This window comes from Sphaerochaeta pleomorpha str. Grapes (genome assembly GCF_000236685.1).
Taxonomy (GTDB): Bacteria; Spirochaetota; Spirochaetia; order Sphaerochaetales; family Sphaerochaetaceae; genus Sphaerochaeta; species Sphaerochaeta pleomorpha.
The window spans coordinates 3,150,846-3,173,941 of record NC_016633.1 but is presented as its reverse complement, the minus strand read 5'-3'; the positions used below and the strand labels follow the sequence as shown (position 1 = coordinate 3,173,941).

Here is a 23,096-nt window from a genome sequence, read left to right as displayed (position 1 = left end):
AAGGCACCGGTACCCCTAATACAGAACGGCTTGGACTCCCTCAAGGTCACAGAGGTTTTCATAGGCAGCGGTGTATGATTCTAAAACCTCATCACATCCTTCAATCATAAGCCTTACAAACAAGTCATCTTCTTCCAACCCCAGGTTGCCGGTCGTACCAAGGCTGGTTCTATTCTGGATCGTCTGTACGGGGTCCATTGCCTGTACATCCTTGAGATGAAGACCGATATCCTTATAGGTATCCCTGAAGTTCCCCCCCTTCAAAACCTTCTGCAACACGACGTCTGTGGCATACAATTCGGGAACACAGGCAGAGGTAAGCCTATCTTCATGCACCTCAAGGCCTTCAAGCATCCGTTTCATAATCTGGACCAATTGCCAGGTAGCCTTGGTACCTTGCATCAGGGGTTCCTTGGTATCCTGGAAATCCCGGTTATATCCTGAAGGAAGACTCCTGATAATCGATTTCACCCGTGATGCACAGGAAGAGACAACCGAAGACCGGCTTCTGGCCAACTCCAGGCCATCGGGATTCTTTTTCTGGGGCATGATCGACGACCCAGTACATAATTGCGGGGGAAGGGAAAAATACCCAAACTCAGGCAGGGTAAACAGAATAAGATCCTGGGCAAGCTTGCTTGCAGTCAAGGCAATATAATCGCAACAGTCGAGCACCATAGCCTCGAACTTACCCCTGCTGTTATTTGCATAGAGGACATTGTTCTGGACCCTGGTAAAACCCATTTGGTTTGCGGTATAGGTTCTGTCCAAGGGAAGCGGGACACCATAAGAGGCTGCAGAACCCAAAGGACTCTGGTCAAGGGTCCAGGAAAGCTGCATGAGCCGTTGCCCTTCGTCATAGAATTCCTCGGCAAACGCAGCAGCCCAAAGACCGACCGAAGAAGGCATGGCAATCTGCATATGGGTCCGTCCGGGCATTGGTACGAATTCATATTTCTTGGCAAAGTCGAGCAAGGCCTGGGCAAACAGACCGGTTTCACGACAGAGCCTGATCGAAAACTCCCTCATCCAGATTCGCAATGCTGTCTGGACCTGGTCGTTTCGACTACGCCCGGTATGGATTTTCTTCCCGGCTTCACCGATCTTGTTGGTCAAATACCCTTCGATAGCCGTATGGCAATCCTCGTCCTGGGGGGTAATGGAAAACTCCCCTTTCTGCCTAAGTGTGATGATTTCACTCAGTCCTTGCTCCAGCGAATCGAGCTCTTCTTCACTGAGGATGCCGATATCAGCAAGGCCCCTTGCATGGGCAATGGAAGCAAGGCAATCGGAAATTACCAGTTCCTGGTCGAGAATATAGTCGTTACTTACGGTAAATTCTTCCATCAAGGAATCGAGTGAATAGTCTTTCTGCCATAGTTTGGCCATACAAATACCCCTCCAACGTTGGGTGAAGTCTAGTTTTTTTCTTTGCATCCTGTCAATTGAAGCAATTACCCATATTCTGCATCAAGAAAAGGTATGCACCACTCAAAAATGTACAGCATTTTGCTCGCTCTCTTTCTCTTCATTGCCACCGGTTGCGGTTGCAACCATGCCAGCCCAACGATTACTGATCTATTTTCGATGCAAGATAGTACGCCTCCGGTCTTGCTCAGTGCAACTGCAATAAACCCGTCAACGCTCTTTTTCCAGTTTGATGAACCGATCGAAGCAAAAACCTGCATGCTCAATGCCAACGGGAGAGCAGTAACACAATATCTTTGCAACGGGAAGGATGTCACCGTTTCCCTCAGCAATCCAATGGCTTTGGCAACTTTTTGTACCATAGAAGGACGAGTTGAAGACAGAAGGGGCAACAGTTGCCGTTTCACCACGGAAGTCTGGGCGAAAAACACTCATAGGGCACATGTGCTGATCAATGAATTTTCTACCAAGGGGACTGAAAACAACCCAGACCGAGTCGAATTATTGGTTACCAAGGGAGGCAACCTTGCAGGGATAACACTTGCAAACGGTATCGGGTTGAACTATACCGACCGATGCATCCTCCCAGACAAAACAGTTTCACAGGGAACCTTTATTGTCATTTCTTTTCAGAAAGGAATTGTAAAAGAGGCTTTCTGTTCAGAGAACCTGGCAGGACTCAGCGGGAACAATGGCTGCATTGTCGTTTCAGAAACCCCACAATTCGACAGTCCCCTGCTAGACGCGGTTTTATATGGCAACCTGACGACAACGACCTTCAACGGGTTTGGTTCCTCAGACCTTGAAAAAAGTGCTCAAAGCCTCTGCCAATGCGGACAATGGGATACTGTGTTAGCAAGTGGCTCTATCGACTCTACCTATAGCACTTCGACAAGAAGCGTATGCAGGGAAAAGGAAAGGGATACCAATACCTTAGAAGATTGGTATGTCACAGAAACAAGAATGGCAACGTTTGGAGCCAGGAATTCGGATGCACACTATGAAAAAGCTGAGTGAGCCGGCAATGCACAGATTCATGATGCATGTAGCCCTAGGTAAAAACCTACAGGAAAAGGAGGCTATTTCCTCCTTTTCCTATTTACAGAGAGTATCTTGTCTTTTTGTTCTTAGAGGTTCTGGCTTACGAACCCGTCCAACACAGAAAGCGAAGCTGCACCCATTCTCTGTGCCACTACTTCACCCTTCTTGAAAATCATAAGGGTAGGAATGCTTGAAACATTGAACATGCTGGCAACCGATCCTGCCTCATCGACATTCACTTTGGCTACTTTTAGCTTTCCCTTATATTTCTCGGCAAGCTGTGCCACAGCAGGTGCAATCATTTTGCAGGGCCCACACCATTCTGCCCAAAAATCTACGAGAACCGGCAAATCGGATTTTAGGACTTCATCTTCAAAATTCTCTTCAGTTATCGAAATCTCACTCATTCAAATTGCTCCTTGTCTGAGTGCATAGTACCGATATTACAGGGAAAAAGAAAGACACCCCACCCCTTGGGAATGCAAAGCTATGGCCCACGATCATCTTGCATTTCCACATTTTCTTTAGTAAGAAGAAATTTCTTTTTCGCTAGGCTCTGACTTCGACTCAATTTGAGAGAGAACCTATGACTGTATGAATCCACATGGATTTTGCAACTGATCTGCCAAAAACCAAACACAAGTGTAAACTCTCAGATTTTAGAAACCAGGAAAGCTTTCCTTTAGCTCTTTCAGATCCAATTGTACCAGTACGTAGGCAAAAGTAATCCGTTGGAGTTCTTTTCTCATTCCATCTTCTGCTTTAGTGAAAATGGTATAAGCAATTCTTCACTAGCATTCTGTAGACAGGAAAGGTACCTATCCTGTTCCAACCAATACCAAGTAACGATACCGATATTGACGGGAGGGAAAAGAGCGTAGAGAATGAATACGGAATTGAAACATAAATCATCCTGACATCAGTATTTTTACCTATGTAATGCAATCTAATTTTCCACACGACTGTGTCTTGGATAAAAAAACGAAGATGCGGTGTATGCATGAAGTGTGGTAATCGATCGAGAAGAATCTTTCATAGGAGATTAGGTATGAGCTATTACATCTCGGCAACCCTTGCGCAACCCTTTGAACAGAGTATTGGAACAGTGATTGAAGAACTCAAGAAAGAAGGTTTCGGAGTGCTCACCGATATCGATGTCAAAGCTACCATGAAAAAAAAGCTTAACGTTGACTTTCGGAACTACCGCATTCTCGGGGCATGCAATCCACCTTTTGCCCTCAAGGCACTTGAAGCGGAAGATAAAATCGGTACGTTGTTACCGTGCAGTGTAATCGTTCAGGAACTAAACCCTGAAATGGTAGAGGTGGCTGTAGTTAATCCTGTCAGCTCCATGCATGAGGTAGAGAACGAGGCACTACACTTCATCGCTAAAGAAATCCAAGAAAAGTTGCAACGTGTGATTACAGCCCTTGCACAAAAAAAGAAAGCTTAGAAAATATAACATACTATGGGATTGGCTGAAAATATAGAGATATTTCTCATTGAATGCTAGTGTTACAGAGCACCGGCAACGGACTTTCCTCGGGGAGCGGATATTTGGTTTGCAACCAAATCAGCCTGTATATGCCAAGGGCGCTGTCTCTGGGAGGTCCCCCTTATTCCTAAATAGCAGGATGCAAGAAACCAGTAAATACCAACCTGTGGTATCAAACCATCAGTCTGGACAACAAGTGTAGGTTATTCGTAAAATTGCCACAGATTTCAGCCTTTTTCAGGAGTGTATCCCATGGAATCACATCGAATATTCTCAATGAGCTTTGCAAGTGTCTACCCGCTGTATATTGCGAAGGCAGAAAAGAAGGGACGAACGAAAGCCGAAGTGGATGCAATCATTTGCTGGCTCTTTGGTTACAGCCAACAAGAATTGGCATCTCAGGTGGCAAAGGGAACAGACTTTGAGACTTTCATCAAGGAAAGCCCCCACCCAAATCCTTCCAGGGCAAATATCAAAGGGGTAATCTGCGGTATTCGGGTGGAGGAAATCGAAGATCCACTCATGAAAGAAATCCGGTACCTGGACAAACTCATTGATGAATTGGCCAAGGGGAAAGCCATGGACAAAATCCTTCGCCCTTAGGGACTCCCTCTTTTTCAAGTAGGATTCAATGCACAGAAGAGGTATGTATTTGCAGACTGAAAAACTTATCAGAAGCAACCTCTTTGATTATTCCGGTAAGGACATCCAGCTCTTCAGAGGGTATATTCCAACGATGCCAGTAAAGAGGCAGTGACACTGGCTTCCCCATCGAGAGATCTACCAAATCATACAAATCTTTATACTGGTTGTATTGATGGTCTGGCAACATAGCGCAAACGGACCCCTGTTGTATCAACACTGGAAATTGCTCGGAAGATGGGACAAAATGGCTGTTTTGGAACGGATGGGCGTTCTCGAAAAACTGGGATGCCCAACGTAACAAAAGTTGGTCATCTTTGTTGTAGTTCAACTTGGGTGCATTCGAGAAGGTTGTCCCGTCAATGCCCTGGGGAAAATTGGTTTGTGCAAATTGCCTAGTCGAGACAAATCGATATTCCATCTTCCCCAGAAAATCGGTCTTGCACCCACGAAAAGGGTCTTTCAGGGAACTGACACACCCCATGACTTGACCGCTCGTCATGAGAATATGGGTGACATCCTGATCGGTACATCTAATGTCCAGATAGCCACTGGACCGGGAAAAATACAAGCTGGCCACAGATGAAAACCAAGTAGCAAGGCTATCGGCATTCACCGCCAGTGCCAATACAGGTTTTTGCCCCGCACTTGCCAGATTGGAACGTTGCAAGAATTCCTGTTCCAATATGCGTACTTTCTTGAAATGTTCGAGAATGATTCGTCCGGCATCGCTCAATGTCGGGGGATGGGTACGCAACACCAATACTTGTCCGGAAAGCTCTTCTAGCTGTCTGATGCGCTGTGTTACCGCAGATTGCGTGATATGCAAGGCTTCTCCGGCTTTTTCAAACCCTTGCTCTTCGATTACAGCTGCAAGGGCTTCGAGGTTTCTATATTCAAGCATATAAAATATTAGCATTATTAATATTATATTTAAATAATTAATTTGAATAATATCTGTGTTTTGGCTATTCTGTCTGGCATGGAAATACCTTTTATTACCGGAATGACAACAGGCGCTAGCTTGATAGTAGCAATCGGAGCACAAAATACCTTTGTACTTACACAAGGGATCCGCAAACAACATCGCTTTGTCGTAGCCCTGATCTGCTCTCTCTGCGACGCCTTCTTGATTAGTGCCGGGGTTGCCGGTTTGGGCAGTCTGATCGAACAATCTCCCACACTGTTACGACTAGCAGGAGGAGGGGGCGCCCTCTTTCTTTTCATCTATGGTCTGAAATGTTTGTTTTCAGCGTTGCAAGCCGAACAAGAATTGGGAGAAACCGAAAGCAATCCTACAAGCCGCAGACAAGTCATCCTGACAATCCTGGCAATTACCTTGTGTAATCCAAACGTCTATCTTGATACTGTGGTCCTGCTGGGAGGAATCAGTGCTACCTTTGTCGGCCAGGGCAGGTATCTTTTCGGAGCAGGGGCAATCTCCATGTCTTTTATCTGGTTTTTCATCTTGTCCTATGGATCGGGAGTACTCGCCCCTCTCTTTAAAAAAGCCATCACTTGGCGCATTCTTAACTTCTTGATATTTCTGGTCATGTGGAACATAGCGTTCAAACTATTGGCTTTTTCAGGAATCATCGACATAATCAGGGCATACTTAGGCTAAATAAATCATTTTTACTGATCAGTAGAAGCCTCCTAAGAAAAAAGAATCCAAAACCAAATCAATACATCAGGGTAACGTACTAGCTGCCAAGTCAGTTGCTGAAATCCCATTTTATCGAGTCTGGTATTGCCCATTTAGCAGAGGATTATTTTTGCCGGGACCCTTACCTTCTTTAGGTGCATATTTGCAATCATTGCTTGCACAGGTCGCTTTCTTGCAGATAGTTACCTTGGCTGGGCAATTATCAGCTTTTCTTCCGATAGCTGATAATTGCCCAACTATTGAATCCAACCATGAGTATTGCTAAGGAAATCAACTGCTTATGGAGGTCCTGAATCCCGCACACCCGCAGATATACCCCACGAAGGATTTCAATCATGTACCGCAAGGGACTTAGATGACTGAATACCTGGGCCCATTGAGGCATGCTGGATACTGGAGTAAACAGTCCACTCAAGAAATTAAAAATCATGATAAAAAAGAACATCATGAACATAGCCTGCTGGTAAGATCTGGCATAGTTGGAGATGACCAGTCCAAATCCTGAAACAGTGAGCACAAACAAACAGGCAGAAAGATACAAAAGCAAAATGCTTCCGGTGGGAAACAACTTCCAGAATACAAGGGCAAGTAACAACATAAACGTAAAAACGAAAAACCCAATGATCCAATACGGGATCAATTTGGAAAGAATGAACGTCCTCTTACGAACCGGAGTAACATGCATGCTTTCGATTGTTCCTGCTTCTTTTTCCCCAACAATATTGAGTGCAGGAAGAAAACCGGTGATCAAAAGCAACCCCATGACCATCAGGGCAGGTATCATAAAATCCGGGTACGAAAGGTAGGGATTGTAAAGATAATGAGGCTCAAGGGTAACCGACTGCGGAGAGTTTTTTAGTGCGGGTACTGCTTCATTTCGGAGCTCCGTACTGAAATCTTGCATGACCAAGGAAAGATAAGCACTGCCAAGATTCCCTTTTGTGCCATTGACCGTGTCAGAGGAAATCAATACTGCACCCTGATTTCCCCTGACAAGTTCATTTCCAAAGCCAGGGGAAATTTCCAAGACTATATCGGCAGTCCCTAATTCGACCATTCGCAGAGCATCCAGATCATTGTAGCAATAACCTGAGATCCTGAAATAATGGGACGAGGAGATCTTGGCACGCAATCTTGTCGATAGCATGCTGTCATCATGGTCGACAACGGCAATATTGATATTCTTTATTTCATAATTGGCGGCAAAAGGCAGAACCAGAATGAGCATGATAGGATATATCAGTATCATTCTGGGAAGGAAGAGATTGCGTCTGATCTGGATGAATTCTTTCTGTATGAGATATTTCAGCATACTTACTCCAATCTGGGTTTAAATTTCTTGAGGCTGATGATGCATACGATCACAGCCATCAAGGACAAGACTCCAACCTCAGTTAAAACCGAACCAAAACCAAGCCCCTTGATCATGATTTTCCTCATGGCAGATATGTACCAACGGGTTGGAATAAGAGCGGAAAGGAATTGGAGTGGAAGCGGCATCGATTCGATGGGAAACATCATGCCAGAAAGGAGAATAACCGGCATCATCAAACCCATACCGGATATCAACAGGGCAACGAGCTGTGAATTGGCAATCGTAGAAATCATGACCCCGATCAGCAAAGAGAGCAAAATGTATAATAGGGAAACGGCAATAAGCACAACGATACTACCCTGTATAGGAACAGCGAGAACAAAGACGGACAGGAGAAGACTGGTTACCAGGTTTACACAAGAAATTGTAAAATACGGAACAGTCTTCGCCAAGATGATAGTTCCTGGTTTCATCGGGGAAGCGAGCAATACTTCCATCGTACCGGATTCTTTTTCACGTGCAATCGAGATTGATGTCATCATGGCACAGATCAAGAGGAGAATCATGCCAAGAACACCGGGTACAAAATTATAGGACCCTTTCATTGCCGGATTGTAGAGAAATCTCGTTTCCACCCCGATAGTCCAGGAAGCTTTTGTAACAGTGTTTTGCTTCTGAGCCCAGCCCCTGATTATTGCGCTGGCATAATTTGTCAGGGTTTTTGCAGTATTGGGATCGCTACCATCAGTGAGTATCGCAATGGTGCCATTTTTCGTATGGATTCTCTCTGATTCAAACCGGGAGGAGAAAACCAAGACAAGTCCCGCCTTGCCTTGTCGAAACACCTGATCGATTTCAGCCTCGTCAGCCAGGTATCCCCCAAAAGTAAAATAGCCGCTTTGTGTAAGTGTTTCGACAATCTCCCTGGTTGATTCATCAAAAGAAGGGTCCAAAACCCTGAACGTGGTCCCTTTGACTTCTGTAGTCATCGCAAACCCGATGAGAATAAGCATCATGACAGGCATGAGAAGCAGGATAATCAAACTCCATCGATCCCGAAAAATATGGTAAAACTCTTTTTTTACAAAGGCGAAGAGAGTAGCCATTAGTCTGCCATCCTTTTTGCCTTCCGTGCAATCATCTGGAAAACTGCATCCATAGATGAGACCTTGCATTGGGATTTCAATCGTTGAGGAGTATCGAGTGCCTCTATGCCCCCATCCACCATGATGGAAACCCGATTGCAGTATTCAGCCTCGTCCATATAGTGGGTAGTGACAAAGACAGTAATGCCTTTTTCAGCAGCAGCATAAATCATTTCCCAGAAGCGGCGCCGGGTGGCAGGGTCGACCCCCCCAGTCGGTTCATCAAGAAACACAATTTTGGGGTTATGGAAAATCGAGATCGAGAACGCAAGTTTTTGCTTCCAGCCCAGGGGCAGCCGTGAGACCAAACTATCTTTTTCAGCTGTCAAATCCAAGTCCTGCAAAAGGCGATTGCTCTTTTCTCTGATCAGCTTTTTGTCCATTCCATAGATACCCCCGAACAACCGGATATTTTCTGCAACAGTCAGATCCCCATATAAAGCAAACCGCTGGCTCATATACCCAATATTGGCTTTTACCTTTTCACTTTCCTTTTTGATATCATATCCTGCTACCATTCCGGTCCCACTGGTAGGGACGAGCAAACCAATGAGCATTCTCATAGCAGTTGTCTTACCCGCCCCGTTTGCACCCAGAAAACCAAATATTTCACCCTCACCTACATCGAATGAGATTTGATTGACAGCTACAAAGGATCCAAACTTTTTTGTCAGGTCTGTCGCGATGATTGCGCTCATTGATTGTCTCCTGTAGCTGAAAGCGCAAGGAACCGATCCTCAATCGAAGGATTGATCCGTTCCACAAAAACATCTGTTTGCCCATGATTTCCAAGCCAAGTGGCAATCTCCTCGCAGTGCACTGCACCAGAGGTAGTGCTGAAATGAATGGAACTTCCAAAAGAGAAACAGGTACGCTCTGATGGATGTGATTGCAAGATAGGGATCAAGCTGTTGAGTTTCTCTGCTTTGATAGAGAAGAGATCATGGGGAAAACCACTGGATATCTGATAGGGCGTCCCTGTCTCCAGAATACTACCGTCTGAAATCAAGGCAAGGCGGTTGCACATTGCAGCTTCATCCATATACGGCGTTGAAACCAAAATAGAAATCCCCTCCTGCTTGAGCCGGCCTAGCATATTCCAGAATTCTTTACGGGAAACAGGGTCAACCCCAGTAGTCGGTTCATCAAGGAAAAGGACCGAGGGACGATGGATCAAGGCACAGCAGAGAGCTAATTTCTGTTTCATGCCACCGGACAAAGCTCCCGCCCTCCGGGTACAAAATGGTTCGAGTTGTATCCAGATATCCTTGATCAGCTCATAATTCTCCTGGATCGAGGTGTTGAATACGGTAGCAAAGAAATTGAGATTCTCCTGTACAGTCAAATCCTGATACAATGAGAATCGACCAGGCATATAGCCGATAAGCTTCCTGATGCGCCAAAAATCAGTAACGACATCGAAACCATCGACGGTGGCATTTCCCCCATCAGGAAGTAGCAATGTTGTCAGAATTCGAAACAGAGAGGTCTTCCCACTTCCATCCGCTCCGATCAGGCCGAAGATCTCTCCCCTCTCGACTTCGATATCTATACCTCTGAGCGCATGGGTCTTGCCATAATGCTTTTCGATCCCCTGCGCTGTGACAGCTTGTTGTGCCATATTCATTTCCCCTCGACTATCGCACCATACATACCTAGCTTCAGGTATCCATCATTGACAAGCGATACTTTCACTGCATAGACCAAGGTTGCACGTTCATCTTTAGTCTGCACTGTCTTGGGGGTAAATTCTGCTTTTTCAGAAATCCATGATAGCTTCCCTTCATAATATCGTTTTCCCCCTTCACCATAATTGACCCTAACCTTGACCGTATCGTTGAGTTTACACGTAGTCAGCTCTGCAGCGGTTATATAGGCTCTCAGGTATACACAATCTAGGTCTGCAACCGCAAACAAGGATTTCCCTACGCTGGCCAACTCTCCCTCTTGTGCGTAGGATGTCATGAGGGTCCCGTCTATAGGGCTGGTTATTACGCATTTGCTGATTTGATCATCAAGTTGGGCAATCTGAAAGGAAAGGGATTCGCTTTCCTTTGCAAGGCCTTCAACGTTCTGTTTCAGTGTCGATTTCAGTGCATCAAGCTGCAATTCAAGGATAGTCACCTGGGCTTTGCTATCGTCAAGCTGTTTTTCGCTTACTGCCTTTGCTGCAACCAAATTGGCAATTCTTGTATTTTCGGCTTTGGCAACGGCTAGTTGTTCTTCCATGGCTGCAACCTGTATGCCAATATCCGGTCGTTGGGTTTCGACTTTTTCACGCATAGAGAGCAGTTGCCCACGCTTGAGAACCAGTTGCCGGTCGTCTATTTTCCCGAGAATCTGGCCTTTTATGACGTTGGCTCCTTCTTCCGCATTGAAAGAAAGAATACGTCCATTGCCCTCGGCACTGACTATAACCTCTGTTGATTCGAAACTACCCTCTGCGATTTTGATTTCTCCATTGGGGGTACAAGAGACTACAGTTGCCAGTATAAAAAGTATGATAGTGATTTTTTTCATTCCAGGGATTCTCCGTTTCCTTCAATAAGGTTTAGCTCACCCAGAGCCAAAGGCAATTGAACTGCATGCTGTGCTTTCGTTATTTCTGCAAGGTCAAACGGTTTGGCACAGTGTAGAAATCTTACTATTGCCCTGAGGGAATCAAGCTCATAAGGAGAATGTTGGCATTTTCTTTTCCCCTATCCAAAATCTGAGCAGAAACATCACTGTGCGGTAGTATCTTTGTGATTACTGGTTGTAACAGGAATACACCAATATTGAGAGATACCATCGTCATCAGGATATCGAACAGGGTTGTCTCTTTGATTCGTCCTTTCTTGATTTCCTGTGCTAATTCTTTTTCAAGCAAAGGAAAAATCCTTCCCAGGTTCTCATTCACGATATCCGCAAAATCTTCCAGCCGTTGGGAACTGGTGGTGACTTCGCTGAGTATGAAAAAAGAAAGTCTGGAGTTTTTGGCTAATATTTCAAAATGATTCTCTGAAAGAATTCTGATCTTTTCCAGAAACGGGATGCCAGTTTCGAAGGGTTTTTTCAGCGAGGAGAAAAAAAGCAACGCCTTTCTCTCAAAAATCGACTTAAAAAGCTTCTCTTTGCTGCGAAAGTAGTAATTGATAAGCGATTGATTACACCCGACTTCCTTGGCTATGTCTGTTGTCGAGGTGAGTGCAAAACCTCGTTCAAGGAAGAGATGCTCTGCAGCTTCCATGATTGCTTGCTCCATTGGTGTGTCTGTCATATTTAATAACCTTATTAAATAAGGATATTAATTAGGTTGATTACTGGTGTCAACCCACTGGTGTCACGCGTTTTGTAAAAGTCTTGGTTCTATCTTTATCTTTTCATCAGCGAGGCACGATTAGCCATCTCACTACAGAGCTTGACCTCTACAAAGTCACGGCGTATGATGCAAGCATCTTTAGTAGATGGAGTTTGGATGTTTACAATGAATCTGGATTCGGTTATGCAACCCCGTTGACCGGTGTTGTGCATATGTTCCAGGAAAGACTTTTCTGAAATCTGTTCTCAACACCCGTTCCGGGGTTTTCCTGCCAAACAGCGGTAGGCTGTTTTTATATCCTAACCGGACGGATACTTATGAATACTACACAATTTTCTTATACCTCATTAGATACGTATGGATGGACAGAATCACGAACCCTCGAGTTCGCTCCCTATCAAGGGCTTCTCTATATTCCGGTTCGAATATACCGGGAAGGAAGAGGACTGTTTTGGGGAACCGACGGGGAACATCAATTACTACTGGAACGTTCAGGGACCTTCCAGAATATGCAGGATCTCCTCATACAACCCAACCCGGTTGTGGGAGATTGGTGTGCAGTGCAGCGCTATGCACCTGGGCGGGGGCTTATAGAAGCTGTTCTTCCCCGTAAGCAAGTCTTCCATAAACCTGTAGTGCAGGATCCGTATGGGATAGCAGGTGAAGCTCAGGCCGTTGTAGCCAATGTCGATGCCTGTGCAATCGTCATGGATGCACGAAATGACTTCAATCTTCGCAGGATCGAACGGTTCGTATCCCTTTTACATGCAGATGAGATACCACCACTCTTGATTCTAACAAAGATCGATCTTCTTGAGGATGTCGAGAGCTATCGGATGCAGATTGTCTCCCGGTTCCCTGACCTTCAAGTCTTTTTGGTAGATTCGCTTTCAGGCAAAGGAATCGACTCCTTGCTTACCAACTTAAAACCGCATGAAACATGTATGCTTCTTGGTATGAGCGGCGCAGGCAAGTCCACGCTTCTCAACTGCCTGAGCAATGCGATGGTAGCGAAAACAGGGGAAGTGAGAAGTCAAGATGGAAGAGGAAGGCATACGACCACCAACAGGCAATTGTATATTCTTCCCAATGGGACAATCGTTATCGATACCCCCGGACTACGTGCTATCGGGATGAACAATGGTTCCCAGCAAGTCTGCGAGTCTTTTCCCGATATTGCAGCACTCGCTCATTTTTGTCGATTCTCAGACTGCACCCACACAGCAGAGATTGGGTGTGCGGTGAAGAAGGCCCTGCTTACAGGAGAACTGGAGCAAGACCGCTTCCTCAATTATCTGCAATTGCGGGATGAAGCAGAAAACTGGGAAGCCGTTGCAAGCAGAAGAAAGAAGAAAGATAAAGAAATGGGGAGGCTGCAATATTTGTATCGCAGGGAAGAGAGGAGATGAGTTAATCAGCACTCTCTTCCCTGTATGGGAAAAAAGGCCGAGTATGCCTGGCATACTGCACTACCTCTTATACTATTACAGTCTGTAGCTGAACGTCTGGGAGAAAATCAAGAAGCATCACCATTCTCATCACGAATTTTTGCAAATGCTTCTTCAATCTGCAAAAATGCCTGGACGATGACCGGGTCGAAGTGTGTTCCGGAATCACGTATGATACTCTGGACTGTTTCCTTATGCGTGCTTGCTTCCTTGTATGGACGCTTTGAACTGATGGCATCATATACATCTACAAGCGCCATAATGCGCCCGCATAAGGGAATGGACTTCCCAGCCAAACCATCAGGATACCCTGTCCCATTCCATTTCTCATGGTGTGACCGAGCTAATTGAACTCCCATGTTGATAAAGGAATTCCCAGGATATTGAGCATGGACCTTCTCCAAAGCTGTTGCACCGATAAGCGTATGCATCTTGATGATGTCAAATTCCTCGGCAGTCAGTTTGCCAGGTTTCATCAGGATACTATCGGGGATACCGATTTTACCAATATCATGCAACGGAGCAGCATGAGACAAATCAAGGATGAACTTATCGTCAATGAGGTCGGAATATGGTGAGTTTCTCTGCAGTTCCACAGCCAATTCCCTACATAAAATGCTGGTACGTTGAATATGCTTACCGGTAGTCCCATCGCGACACTCCGATAATGAAGAGATGACGGTGATAGTAGCCAGCTGGGAGTCATGGATTTCCTTGACCTGTAATTGGACAAGGTCCTCCAGGCGTTCATTGTATGCCTGCAATTCCTTGCGCATGTGACTCATGGAAAGATGGGTGCCGACCCGTGCCAATACCTCCTGGGCATAGAATGGCTTGGTTATATAATCCACACCTCCTACGGAAAACCCCTTGATCTTATCCTCGGGGTTATCCATGGCACTGAGAAAGATCAATGGGATATCAGCAGTGTTCTGGTCCGATTTCAACTGCTTGCACAACTCGAAACCATCCATCTCAGGCATCATGATGTCCGAGAGAATCAAATCAGGGGAGAATTTTACCGCTGCAGCAAAAGCCCTTGCACCTTGTGTATACGACATGACTTGATATCCATTGCCAGATAGTATCTGTTCCAATAGTTCCAAGTTGGCAGGAGTGTCGTCAACTATCATTACCTTGGAATCCTTCACACTAGTATTCATGATTCTCCTCCTCTCTCTGTAATAGTTCCAGCAATGATTCATAATCATAGGATTTTGCCAACTCCATAAGATGATCCTTCAGATTCGCTCCGTATGGTCCCAGGTTTGGGAGCAAAGATTTGAAACCAACCATATCCCCTAGTTCCAAGGCTTCGTGCATAGCACGGGTAAGATCACTTGGAATCTTTCTCATATCCTCTTTCAATACGGAAAAATGCTTACCTTCCGGGCAACGATTTTGTGGTTGTTCTGCATACACAATCCGAAGATTCAGGAGTTCAGCTACTTCCTTCAAAAGCGATCCCCTCTTGAACGGTTTACTGACATATCCATCGAACCCGCTTTTTAGAACCGCTTCCTCATCATCTTCAAAAGCGCTGGCAGTCACCGCGATGATAGGAACATGTGCATCGCCGTTCATTGCATTGATGAAAGAAGTTGCCTCATAGCCATCCATTACTGGCATACGAAGATCCATCAGGATGAGGTGGGGATGCATCCGCTTACACAATGCTATCGCTTCCTTTCCATCTGCGGCCTCCAGTAGGGAAAATCCAATGGGTTCCAACATGATTTTAAGCAACTCTCGATTGATTGGATTGTCATCAACCACCAAGATTCTTAGTTTTTGAGTGCCAAGTTCCAGGCCAACTATCTCGTGTATCGTATTCTTTTCCTTGTTCCCATACGATTCGACGCGGGTGACAGGGATGCTGAATTTGAAGGTACTCCCTTTGCCGACGATGCTCTCGACGCTTATCTGGCCTCCCATGATTTCCAGCAGTTTCTTGCTGATTGTTAAACCGAGACCAGTCCCTCCGCTTTTATTGTTGGCCTTTGATTGTTGAAAAGCGTCGAATATAAGGTCAATATCTTGCTTCGGGATACCCGGTGAAAAACTTCCTTGACATTCACACATCTTCTCAAAGTCATCTCTTCCATAGAGCAGAAACAACGTCCCATCCTTGATCAGATAGACATTACGAGTATTCTCATCTTCCTTGATACCAAATCCCAGAACATCCCGGTAGAAGCGGACCATCACTGCCATATCCTGTACAAACAAACCAAATCCATCAAGCCTCATTTCTCCCTCCTCTGCAACCATGTTCCCTGTACCATGGTTCGCGTTTCACATGCAGGAACCTACAAAACAAAGCGATTCAAAACATTCATGATTTGGGTATACCGGTCAGTGTATCTGTTTCTTGCCAAGTGGCTCATCTTCTGCCAGTCCCTTTCGATTTTCTGCTTTACCTATTGCAGCCCTTGCTCAAATTCCATACTGTATTTCTCATACACCATAAAAAAGGAAAAAGCGCCCCAAGCGAAGTCGGGGCGCTTTGATTTCAGCCATTTTTACAGGCGTTGATAATTTTGTATATAGCTTTTTCTGACAAGAAATATTCTTCAGCCAAGTCGCCAACAGAACAACCTGCCAGACGTTTGTCCAGAATTTCCCTGTTCCTGGCCTTTACAATATTCCTTGTATCTGTGTTTGCACCCCACGGCAACCTGCTGTCCTCTTTACGTGGAATGTACATATACTCGCCGTCTATGTACTGTTGAACCGCACTCAATAAGTGTTGTGGTAATACATCGTTTGCTTTTTTGTAGCCCATTATGCTCCTCCCCTACGTTTGTGTCAGGATTGAACAAGAGCTATTGCCTATGCATTATTGTAGTATGCAATAGCCCTTGCTATGCATAACGAACCGAATCCAATGTGCTGAACATCCAAGCTCCTTGTTAAAAAACAGTTCTCAATAAGGCATGCGCCTCATTGCTGAATGTTAAGCAAGCCAATGATTCCAGTCAACACGATATATACTATGAGATGATGATAGGATACATACTCGACGACCAGTATGATTCATTTTTACCGTTCGGGGAACTCTCCCTCACTGTCCTTGAAAGCCATCGCTATCTCGTGGAATCGGTCGGCAATTCGCAAAAAAGTGCGGGCAATATCAGGATCGAAATGAGAACCCACTCCTTGGGTAATTATCGTTACGGCTTCTTCGTGGCTGAAAGCTCTTTTATATACCCGTTCACTAATAAGCGCATCATATACATCTGGAATGGCCATAAGTCTTCCTGCCAAGGGAATCTCATCGCCTGACAAACCGCGAGGATATCCTGAACCGTTCCACTTTTCGTGATGTGACCAAGCTATATCGCACGCAACCGAAAGAAAGGTGTTCTGCGAGCCAAGCGCCTGCTCGGCCGCGAGTATGGCATTATGTCCGATGGTTGTATGAGTTTTCATCACTGCAAATTCTTCATCGGTGAGCTTTGATGGTTTATTCAGTATCCTGTCCGGTATTCCAACTTTACCGATGTCATGAAGCGGAGCGGATTTATAGAAAAGCTCAATCGTCTCATCCGTCAGGAGCCCGGAAAAACGTGGGCGATCGGTCAGATTTTGCGCAAGTACACGGATATAATTCTGAGTACGCCTAATATGGTTACCGGTCTCATTATCCCGGGTTTCCGCAAGTGATCCCAGGGCCATCATCATTACATCCTGTATCATTCCAATTTCTTGCGTTCGCCGGACAATCTCCATCTCAAGATATTCGTTCTTGTTTCTGATTATATCCCTGAGCTTTTTGAGCCGAAGATGAGTATGTATCCGAGCAAGTACGATAGGCGGGCTTGGAGGTTTGGATATATAATCTTCCGCACCCAAGTCAAGACCCAGTTTTTCGTTGAAAGGCCCAGTTTTTGCTGTCAGGAAAATAACTGGGATCCCTGCGCTTTTCTGATGTTGGTTAAGTTGGCGAAGAGTCTCATAACCGTCCATAACAGGCATCATGATATCGAGTAGAATCAAGTCAGGAGGGTTTTCCCCCTGTGCTATCTTCAGTGCCGCCGCACCGTTTGTAACAGCCTTGACCTGATATTCTTTCTTGAGTATTTCGTCAAGTACAAGGATATCATCGGGAATATCATCCACAATCAGTATAGTCTCCCGATTTCCGTTCATAGTTGACTCCTTTCATCATCTTTGAAGAACTCTGCGATTTTCATGAATTCGTCGGAAATTTCCAGAAAAGCATGCACGATATCAGGGTCAAAAGCTGTCCCTGATCCTTGCTTTATAAGGACGACCGTTTCCTCATGCGTAAAAGCCCGTTTATACACCCTCTCGCTCATAAGGGCATCATACACGTCAACAATGGCCATAAGCCTTCCTGCCAAAGGAATCATTTCCCCGCAAAGGCCTTGGGGGTACCCGGAACCGTCCCACTTCTCATGATGAGACCAGGCGATGTCACGGGCCAATGCAAGAAAGGAAGAAGAAGCAGAAGAATCCAGATACTTCTCCGCGGAAAGAATTGCGTCCCGGCCAATTGTGGTATGTGTCTTCATCAAATTGAATTCGTCATTGGTCAGATTCCCTGGTTTTTTCAGGACAAAATCAGGAATTCCTATCTTTCCGATATCGTGCAACGGCGCTGACTTGCATAGCCTATCAATCAGATCTTCAGTCAGAAGTTCCTTGAAACGTGGCTGACAGCGTAATCGTTCGGCCAAAATCCTGATGTATGTTTGCGTACACCTGAGGTGATTGCCTGTTTCGTTATCCCGCGTTTCCGCCAGAGATCCCATCGCAATCATGGTCATGTCCTGAATTACTTTGATTTCCTGTGTCCGTCGTGTTATTTCCGCCTCAAGATATTCATTTTTATCCTTGAGAAAATCGCGCACTTCTTTCAGTTTGAGATGAGTTTTTATCCGAGCTCTCAAAATTGCCGGATTGGGAGGCTTTACAATATAATCTTCAGCCCCAAGTGCCAAACCTTTTTCTTCGTCGGCATCCCCCGTCTTCGCGGTCAAGAATATAATCGGTATTTCCGCTGTTCTAGGATTGGACTTGAACAAGCGACACGTTTCATAACCGTCAAGGCCAGGCATCATGATATCGAGCAGAATCAAGTCGGGCACATCCTTAGCAGTGGCCACTTCAAGGGCTTTCTCTCCCGTTATAGCTACTTTTACACGATATAAATTTTTTAGCAACGAGCTCAATAAGGCAATACTATCGGGCGAGTCGTCAACGAGGAGAATCGTGACTTTGTTTTCATTATTGAGTTTCATGTGCTCTCCTTTCGCCCTTTGGCAATTTCATTTGGATTGATGCCCAGAAAGAATTTTCAAAATCCCAAGGGCAGATGCAAAATCGAAGTTACGGAGCGATATGACAAGAAGCTCCACCTGTTCCCTCTCGCACCCCGCGTATAAATCCGTAAGGACAGATCCCAGATAGTCCAGAGCCTCACTGTCACTCTCATTTGCATAATAGGTAAGCGTCTCCAAAATTTCTGCAAGCGACCGGCCTCCAGTAGTTTGTTTCGGGCTAACCGTATCGCCCTGCATTGTTGTCTCAATCCCAATCTTGATGTCTTGTATCGTTTCAGCAACAATGGATTCAATTTTCTTTTGCATTTCATCGATCTCTGCGTCTGACACCCCGGCATTGATCGCATGTTCCAATTCCCCGGCAGCAGTATGAAGCTCCGATGCATCGATATTTCCGGCAACCCCTTTCAACGTATGAGCCAATCGCTCGGCAAGATGCCGATCCTTGTTCATAAGTGCGGCACGAATCTTGAGGGGAGTTTCCTGTTGTCCTGCCACAAATCTTTTAAGCAGGTCCAGATAGAGATACTTGTTTCCCATAACCCGCTTAAGGCTTGCCTCTAGGTCAAGACCATGAATCTTCGGCACCATAAGCGATGAGGAACACTCACTTGAGATACATGAAGGGGAAATAACATTCATACTGGCTGTATAATATTTGCCAATTACGGCAAAGAGCGTCTTGGGATCAATAGGCTTTGTAATGTAATCATTCATGCCCGCTTCAAGGCAGTGATCCCTATCCTCTTTCATGGCATTGGCCGTCATGGCTATTATTGGAAGGTTTGCATAATAAGGAAGCCGTCGAATCTCCCGGGTTGCCGCCAAACCATCCATTACTGGCATCTGCACGTCCATCAGAATGATGTCAACGGCAGCCTGCTGTACTTTCGCGATAGCTTCCTTGCCATTGGAAGCAACGCTTACCACGCACCCTGCTTCCCTGAGTATCTCCATGGCTACGAGTTGATTTTCCTCATTGTCTTCTACAAGCAGGACTCTTGCACCGCCAATTCCCGAACCAGCCTCGCCAAGAGGTGGCATTTGCCCTATCTCGGATCTTGTTTCATTCCCCTGTTTTCGGAGTAAATGCATTGCTGTGTCAAAAAGGAGTGAAGCCCCTACCGGTTTGATAAGCACGTTCTCGATTCCCTCTTCCTCTGCCTCACGTATGACTTCCTCCCGCCCATACGCGGTGATGATAACCAGATGCGGCGCTGGATCGAGGGCAATTTCCTTTATACGCCTTGCAGTTTCTATTCCGTTCATCACAGGCATTTGCCAGTCAAGGAACACAAGGTCAAAATACTCTTCTTTACGCTTCTCTTTCGCAATTTCCTCAAGGGCTGCGGCTCCGGAGGATACCGGAGTCACGCGAAACGTCATATTCTCCAGCATATCCGTTATGACCGCCCGAGCATGTTCATTGTCGTCTACGACCAGAACCCGCAGCCCCCGAAGATCAGAAACGGGCACATAACTTCTTTGTTTCTCGTTACTTTTGCCGATCAAGGCAGTAAACCAGAATGTCGAGCCCTGGCCAAAAACACTCTCGACACCAACTTCGCCACCCATCATTTGCGACAGTTTTTTAGAAATTGCCAACCCAAGACCCGTTCCTCCGTACCTCCGGGTTACGGAATTGTCAGCCTGTTGAAAACTGTGAAAAAGTTGGCGTTTGTAATCTTCGGAAATTCCGACACCCGTGTCCCTGACCTCGAAATGTAGCAATACATCACTCTCAGTATCGTTCTTGACGTGTATATGAATGCTGATTTCCCCTTTCTCTGTGAACTTAACCGCATTGTTTGCATAGTTGATAAGAACTTGTCCCAATCTTAGTGGATCACCGATAAGATGATTTGGAACATCAGAATCCACGACAAATATCAGTTCAAGGCCCTTGGCGCTTGCTTTTTCGGCAGTGAGGTTAGCGACATTGTCCAACACTTTCTCCAGCTCGAAGGGTATGCTTTCCAATGACATTTTTCCGGCTTCAATTTTCGAAAAATCCAGTATATCATTGATTATGCCCAGAAGATGCTGGCTGGAAATCTGTATTCGTTTCAGATAATCCCTTTGGCTAGGTGTAAGATTGGTCTTAAGTGCAAGATAGGTCAGACCGATTATCGCATTCATGGGGGTGCGTATCTCATGGCTCATGTTTGATAGGAACTCACTTTTGGCGTTGGAGTTCGCTATCGCGATTCCTCTCGTTTTTTCAAGCTGATACAGAGTCTTTTTCTGATTCATCAACAGAATAAACGTAAGTGTCGCTCCGCCCAGTGCAATGAGAGAGAAAAGGAGCATCGCATCCTTGAGTTTTTCGATTTCATTCTTTTGCTTTTCAAGTACCGTAAGCGTAGCGTTGTTTATCCGTAAAATATAATCCCGTAGCTCTGAATAAATGTACTCAATCTTGTTCTTGACAAGAATCGCGTCAGTTGTACCCAAGGATGTATTTTCTGAGATCATCCGGTCAATGTCCTCGCTTAAGAGACTGATTTCATCCAATATAATTGAGAGATTGTATGGTGTTTTTCCGTTGAAATCCAACTTAATGAGGCCAAGAGTGACTTTTATTTTGCTGTTCGTGAAACCAAGATTTCCCCAGTCGATTTTCTTGTTTTTAGCAACAATTGCATCAAGATTCAGTGAAAGCTCGGAAATAAGAGGCATGATATTTGCAATATTCCTTACCTGATCGACCGATTCGACTGGCAAATCGGTTCCAAGCTTTCCCAAATTGAAATACATATATATCCCAACGGAAAAGACGATGACCGATAGGGAAATTATCAGAATTGAGATAGTTGACAGTATTTTGAATTGCAGTCGTTCATTCAATTTTGCACGGCCTCCCTTCCACATGATCAGGAAGCCAGCAGGATGCGTTTTCCAGGGTAATGATTTTTTGCAGTTCAAGAGCGTATGCGTCTAATACTGTCTGGATATCCTTCCCATCCAGGACAATTTCGGAAAAGGTAAGCATATAGTAATTATCGAAATCGCCACCGCTCTCACCTAATCCAATCGGGAGAAGAGTGAGGATTGAATTTTGCGAATTGACTTGTTTCTCTATGGCCATATTCAAGTCCCTGCAACTTTTTGGGATTCCACTGTCGGACAAGGAATTCAAGACAGGAAAAAAACCGGTTTCAGCCAGGACCCGGTTTTGGATCACCTCTTGGGTCAGGTAGTCCATGAGCAAAGAAGGATCCTGGATATCAACTGTTTTTTTAGGGATTGCAATCCCCGAGATTACAGGCATGTATCCCCGTCCCTTAGGTCCGACAGGGGCAGGAAAAGCAACAAAATCATCAGGCAAATTCTCGAATACCTTTACCAAACGTGCCGTATGATCCCAGGCAATCCAAACGTCTCCCGCGAGGAGAGGATCGGCCATCGTCGAATACACCAGCGAGCTGGGTGCCACGACGCTCCAAAGATCCTTGAAATATTCCCACATTCTTTTTGCATCTTCCCCGCGGAATTTAACAAGCGTGCTTGCGGTAAAGGATGGATAGAGATACCCTTGGAAAAACCGATGCATCAAGCCTTTGGCACCAGATGGAAAGCCCAGTGCCTTCATCCCCGTCTGTTCAAAAATATTTTTCGACCAGAGTGCAAGCTGTTCATAAGAAAGCTCATCGAGGTCAGCTCCCAACGGAAGGTAAGCGAGTGCTTTTTTATTTGCTACCATCACGAAAGACGCTTGCATCCAAGGAACATAAAACATATCTCTCCCATTCATACGGGTCAATTCCAACAGGCTTTCGGGAAAGCTTCTTTCTGCTAATTTCCCATATATTGAATCAACTGGCTGTAGCGCGTCTTTTTCGGACAAGGTAAGGAGGTCTCCATGCAGCGCGCCTATAAGGACAGATGCCGAGGGATCCTTTTCCAGGACTGAATCGATTTGCACCGAAAGGAAACTGCTATCATTCGGTCTGAAATCAACTATGCCCGGAAAGTCCTTCAATATAACCTTTCGCATTTTCCCGGCTTCTTCAACAGGATTCATCTGTGTAGAAAGAAAGGTGATGGGAGAAGTGGTTTTTCCTTGGAACACAAAGGCTTTTTGCTGTTGGCCTTCTCTTTCTTCGGACCCATTCACCTTTGCGCAGGATGTAATAACGGTTAGCGCAATACATACTGACAATGACAAGAATACCCATACATATCTTTTTGTACGCATATAAATATGACTCCAATCATAAAGGCAGGAGGAAACCGAGAAGCAACAAGCGTTATTGCGCTTCCATTCTGGCTATTTTGACTATAGCGCAGGTATGGCTGTAAATCA

At 45.4% G+C, this 23,096-nt stretch carries 21 protein-coding genes; 5 read left to right on the top strand and 16 right to left on the bottom strand.

Annotated features, from left to right (window positions below; genetic code table 11):
• Positions 1-15 precede the first annotated feature (15 nt).
• Positions 16-1,389 carry an argininosuccinate lyase gene (argH, locus tag SPIGRAPES_RS14485; RefSeq protein ID WP_014271502.1) on the bottom strand — a complete coding sequence of 458 codons (1,374 nt, stop codon included), beginning with the start codon at positions 1,387-1,389 and terminating at the stop codon, positions 16-18.
• A gap of 93 nt (positions 1,390-1,482) precedes the next feature.
• Between argH and SPIGRAPES_RS14480 the strand changes: the two genes are divergently transcribed.
• Positions 1,483-2,445 (top strand): lipoprotein TP_1001-related protein, encoded by a 963-nt coding sequence (locus SPIGRAPES_RS14480; protein ID WP_155816774.1) that lies wholly within the window; start codon positions 1,483-1,485, stop codon positions 2,443-2,445.
• A 110-nt stretch (positions 2,446-2,555) separates the two neighbouring features.
• Here the strand turns inward: SPIGRAPES_RS14480 and trxA are convergent, their stop codons facing one another.
• Entirely contained in the window at positions 2,556-2,876 is a 321-nt protein-coding gene (gene trxA, locus SPIGRAPES_RS14475) for a thioredoxin (protein ID WP_014271500.1), read from the bottom strand.
• Positions 2,877-3,517: 641 nt separating this feature from the next.
• Here trxA and SPIGRAPES_RS14470 point away from each other — a divergent pair.
• On the top strand, positions 3,518-3,922 hold the full coding sequence (locus SPIGRAPES_RS14470; RefSeq protein ID WP_014271499.1) for a DUF302 domain-containing protein: 405 nt from the start codon (positions 3,518-3,520) through the stop codon (positions 3,920-3,922).
• Positions 3,923-4,216: 294 nt separating this feature from the next.
• On the top strand, positions 4,217-4,567 hold the full coding sequence (locus tag SPIGRAPES_RS14465) for a DUF2200 domain-containing protein (protein WP_014271498.1): 351 nt from the start codon (positions 4,217-4,219) through the stop codon (positions 4,565-4,567).
• Positions 4,568-4,592: 25 nt separating this feature from the next.
• Here SPIGRAPES_RS14465 and SPIGRAPES_RS14460 read toward each other — a convergent pair whose 3' ends face one another.
• The gene (locus tag SPIGRAPES_RS14460; protein ID WP_014271497.1) at positions 4,593-5,510 is read right to left on the bottom strand and encodes an ArgP/LysG family DNA-binding transcriptional regulator; all 918 of its coding nucleotides are present in this window, start codon (positions 5,508-5,510) and stop codon (positions 4,593-4,595) included.
• Positions 5,511-5,588: 78 nt separating this feature from the next.
• Between SPIGRAPES_RS14460 and SPIGRAPES_RS14455 the strand changes: the two genes are divergently transcribed.
• On the top strand, positions 5,589-6,230 hold the full coding sequence (locus tag SPIGRAPES_RS14455; RefSeq protein WP_014271496.1) for a LysE/ArgO family amino acid transporter: 642 nt from the start codon (positions 5,589-5,591) through the stop codon (positions 6,228-6,230).
• Between the two features lie 244 nt (positions 6,231-6,474).
• On the opposite strand, the gene SPIGRAPES_RS14450 is transcribed toward SPIGRAPES_RS14455, so the two are convergent.
• From SPIGRAPES_RS14450 to SPIGRAPES_RS14425, 6 genes are all read right to left on the bottom strand, one after another.
• Positions 6,475-7,584, bottom strand: a complete 1,110-nt coding sequence (locus tag SPIGRAPES_RS14450) for an ABC transporter permease (RefSeq protein WP_014271495.1) — start codon at positions 7,582-7,584, stop codon at positions 6,475-6,477.
• 2 nt (positions 7,585-7,586) lie between these two features.
• Positions 7,587-8,693: an ABC transporter permease gene (locus SPIGRAPES_RS14445; protein WP_014271494.1), complete on the bottom strand. Its 1,107-nt coding sequence runs from the start codon at positions 8,691-8,693 to the stop codon at positions 7,587-7,589.
• On the bottom strand, positions 8,693-9,430 hold the full coding sequence (locus SPIGRAPES_RS14440) for an ABC transporter ATP-binding protein (protein WP_014271493.1): 738 nt from the start codon (positions 9,428-9,430) through the stop codon (positions 8,693-8,695). The genes SPIGRAPES_RS14445 and SPIGRAPES_RS14440 overlap by 1 nt, the downstream gene beginning before the upstream one ends.
• A complete protein-coding gene (locus tag SPIGRAPES_RS14435; RefSeq protein ID WP_014271492.1) occupies positions 9,427-10,353 on the bottom strand; it encodes an ABC transporter ATP-binding protein in 927 nt (308 codons plus the stop codon). Before SPIGRAPES_RS14435 ends, SPIGRAPES_RS14440 begins: the two co-directional genes overlap by 4 nt.
• Before the next feature lie 2 nt (positions 10,354-10,355).
• Positions 10,356-11,252, bottom strand: a complete 897-nt coding sequence (locus SPIGRAPES_RS14430; protein WP_014271491.1) for an HlyD family secretion protein — start codon at positions 11,250-11,252, stop codon at positions 10,356-10,358.
• A gap of 124 nt (positions 11,253-11,376) precedes the next feature.
• Complete coding sequence (locus SPIGRAPES_RS14425) at positions 11,377-11,991, bottom strand: TetR/AcrR family transcriptional regulator (RefSeq protein ID WP_014271490.1); 615 nt, start codon at positions 11,989-11,991, stop codon at positions 11,377-11,379.
• Between the two features lie 359 nt (positions 11,992-12,350).
• Here SPIGRAPES_RS14425 and rsgA point away from each other — a divergent pair, with 359 nt between their 5' ends.
• Positions 12,351-13,442, top strand: coding sequence for a ribosome small subunit-dependent GTPase A (gene rsgA, locus SPIGRAPES_RS14420; protein WP_014271489.1), 1,092 nt, complete (start codon positions 12,351-12,353; stop codon positions 13,440-13,442).
• Between the two features lie 107 nt (positions 13,443-13,549).
• Here rsgA and SPIGRAPES_RS14415 read toward each other — a convergent pair whose 3' ends face one another.
• From SPIGRAPES_RS14415 to SPIGRAPES_RS14385, 7 genes are all read right to left on the bottom strand, one after another.
• Positions 13,550-14,644 carry a response regulator gene (locus SPIGRAPES_RS14415; protein ID WP_014271488.1) on the bottom strand — a complete coding sequence of 365 codons (1,095 nt, stop codon included), beginning with the start codon at positions 14,642-14,644 and terminating at the stop codon, positions 13,550-13,552.
• A complete protein-coding gene (locus tag SPIGRAPES_RS14410) occupies positions 14,634-15,731 on the bottom strand; it encodes a response regulator (protein WP_014271487.1) in 1,098 nt (365 codons plus the stop codon). The genes SPIGRAPES_RS14415 and SPIGRAPES_RS14410 overlap by 11 nt, the downstream gene beginning before the upstream one ends.
• A 262-nt stretch (positions 15,732-15,993) precedes the next feature.
• Complete coding sequence (locus tag SPIGRAPES_RS14405) at positions 15,994-16,266, bottom strand: CD3324 family protein (protein WP_014271486.1); 273 nt, start codon at positions 16,264-16,266, stop codon at positions 15,994-15,996.
• A gap of 257 nt (positions 16,267-16,523) precedes the next feature.
• Positions 16,524-17,633, bottom strand: a complete 1,110-nt coding sequence (locus SPIGRAPES_RS14400; protein ID WP_014271485.1) for a response regulator — start codon at positions 17,631-17,633, stop codon at positions 16,524-16,526.
• The gene (locus SPIGRAPES_RS14395) at positions 17,630-18,748 is read right to left on the bottom strand and encodes an HD-GYP domain-containing protein (RefSeq protein WP_014271484.1); all 1,119 of its coding nucleotides are present in this window, start codon (positions 18,746-18,748) and stop codon (positions 17,630-17,632) included. The genes SPIGRAPES_RS14400 and SPIGRAPES_RS14395 overlap by 4 nt, the downstream gene beginning before the upstream one ends.
• 27 nt (positions 18,749-18,775) lie before the next feature.
• Positions 18,776-21,637, bottom strand: a complete 2,862-nt coding sequence (locus tag SPIGRAPES_RS14390) for a response regulator (protein ID WP_014271483.1) — start codon at positions 21,635-21,637, stop codon at positions 18,776-18,778.
• Positions 21,630-22,988: an ABC transporter substrate-binding protein gene (locus tag SPIGRAPES_RS14385; RefSeq protein ID WP_014271482.1), complete on the bottom strand. Its 1,359-nt coding sequence runs from the start codon at positions 22,986-22,988 to the stop codon at positions 21,630-21,632. Before SPIGRAPES_RS14385 ends, SPIGRAPES_RS14390 begins: the two co-directional genes overlap by 8 nt.
• Positions 22,989-23,096 lie beyond the last annotated feature (108 nt).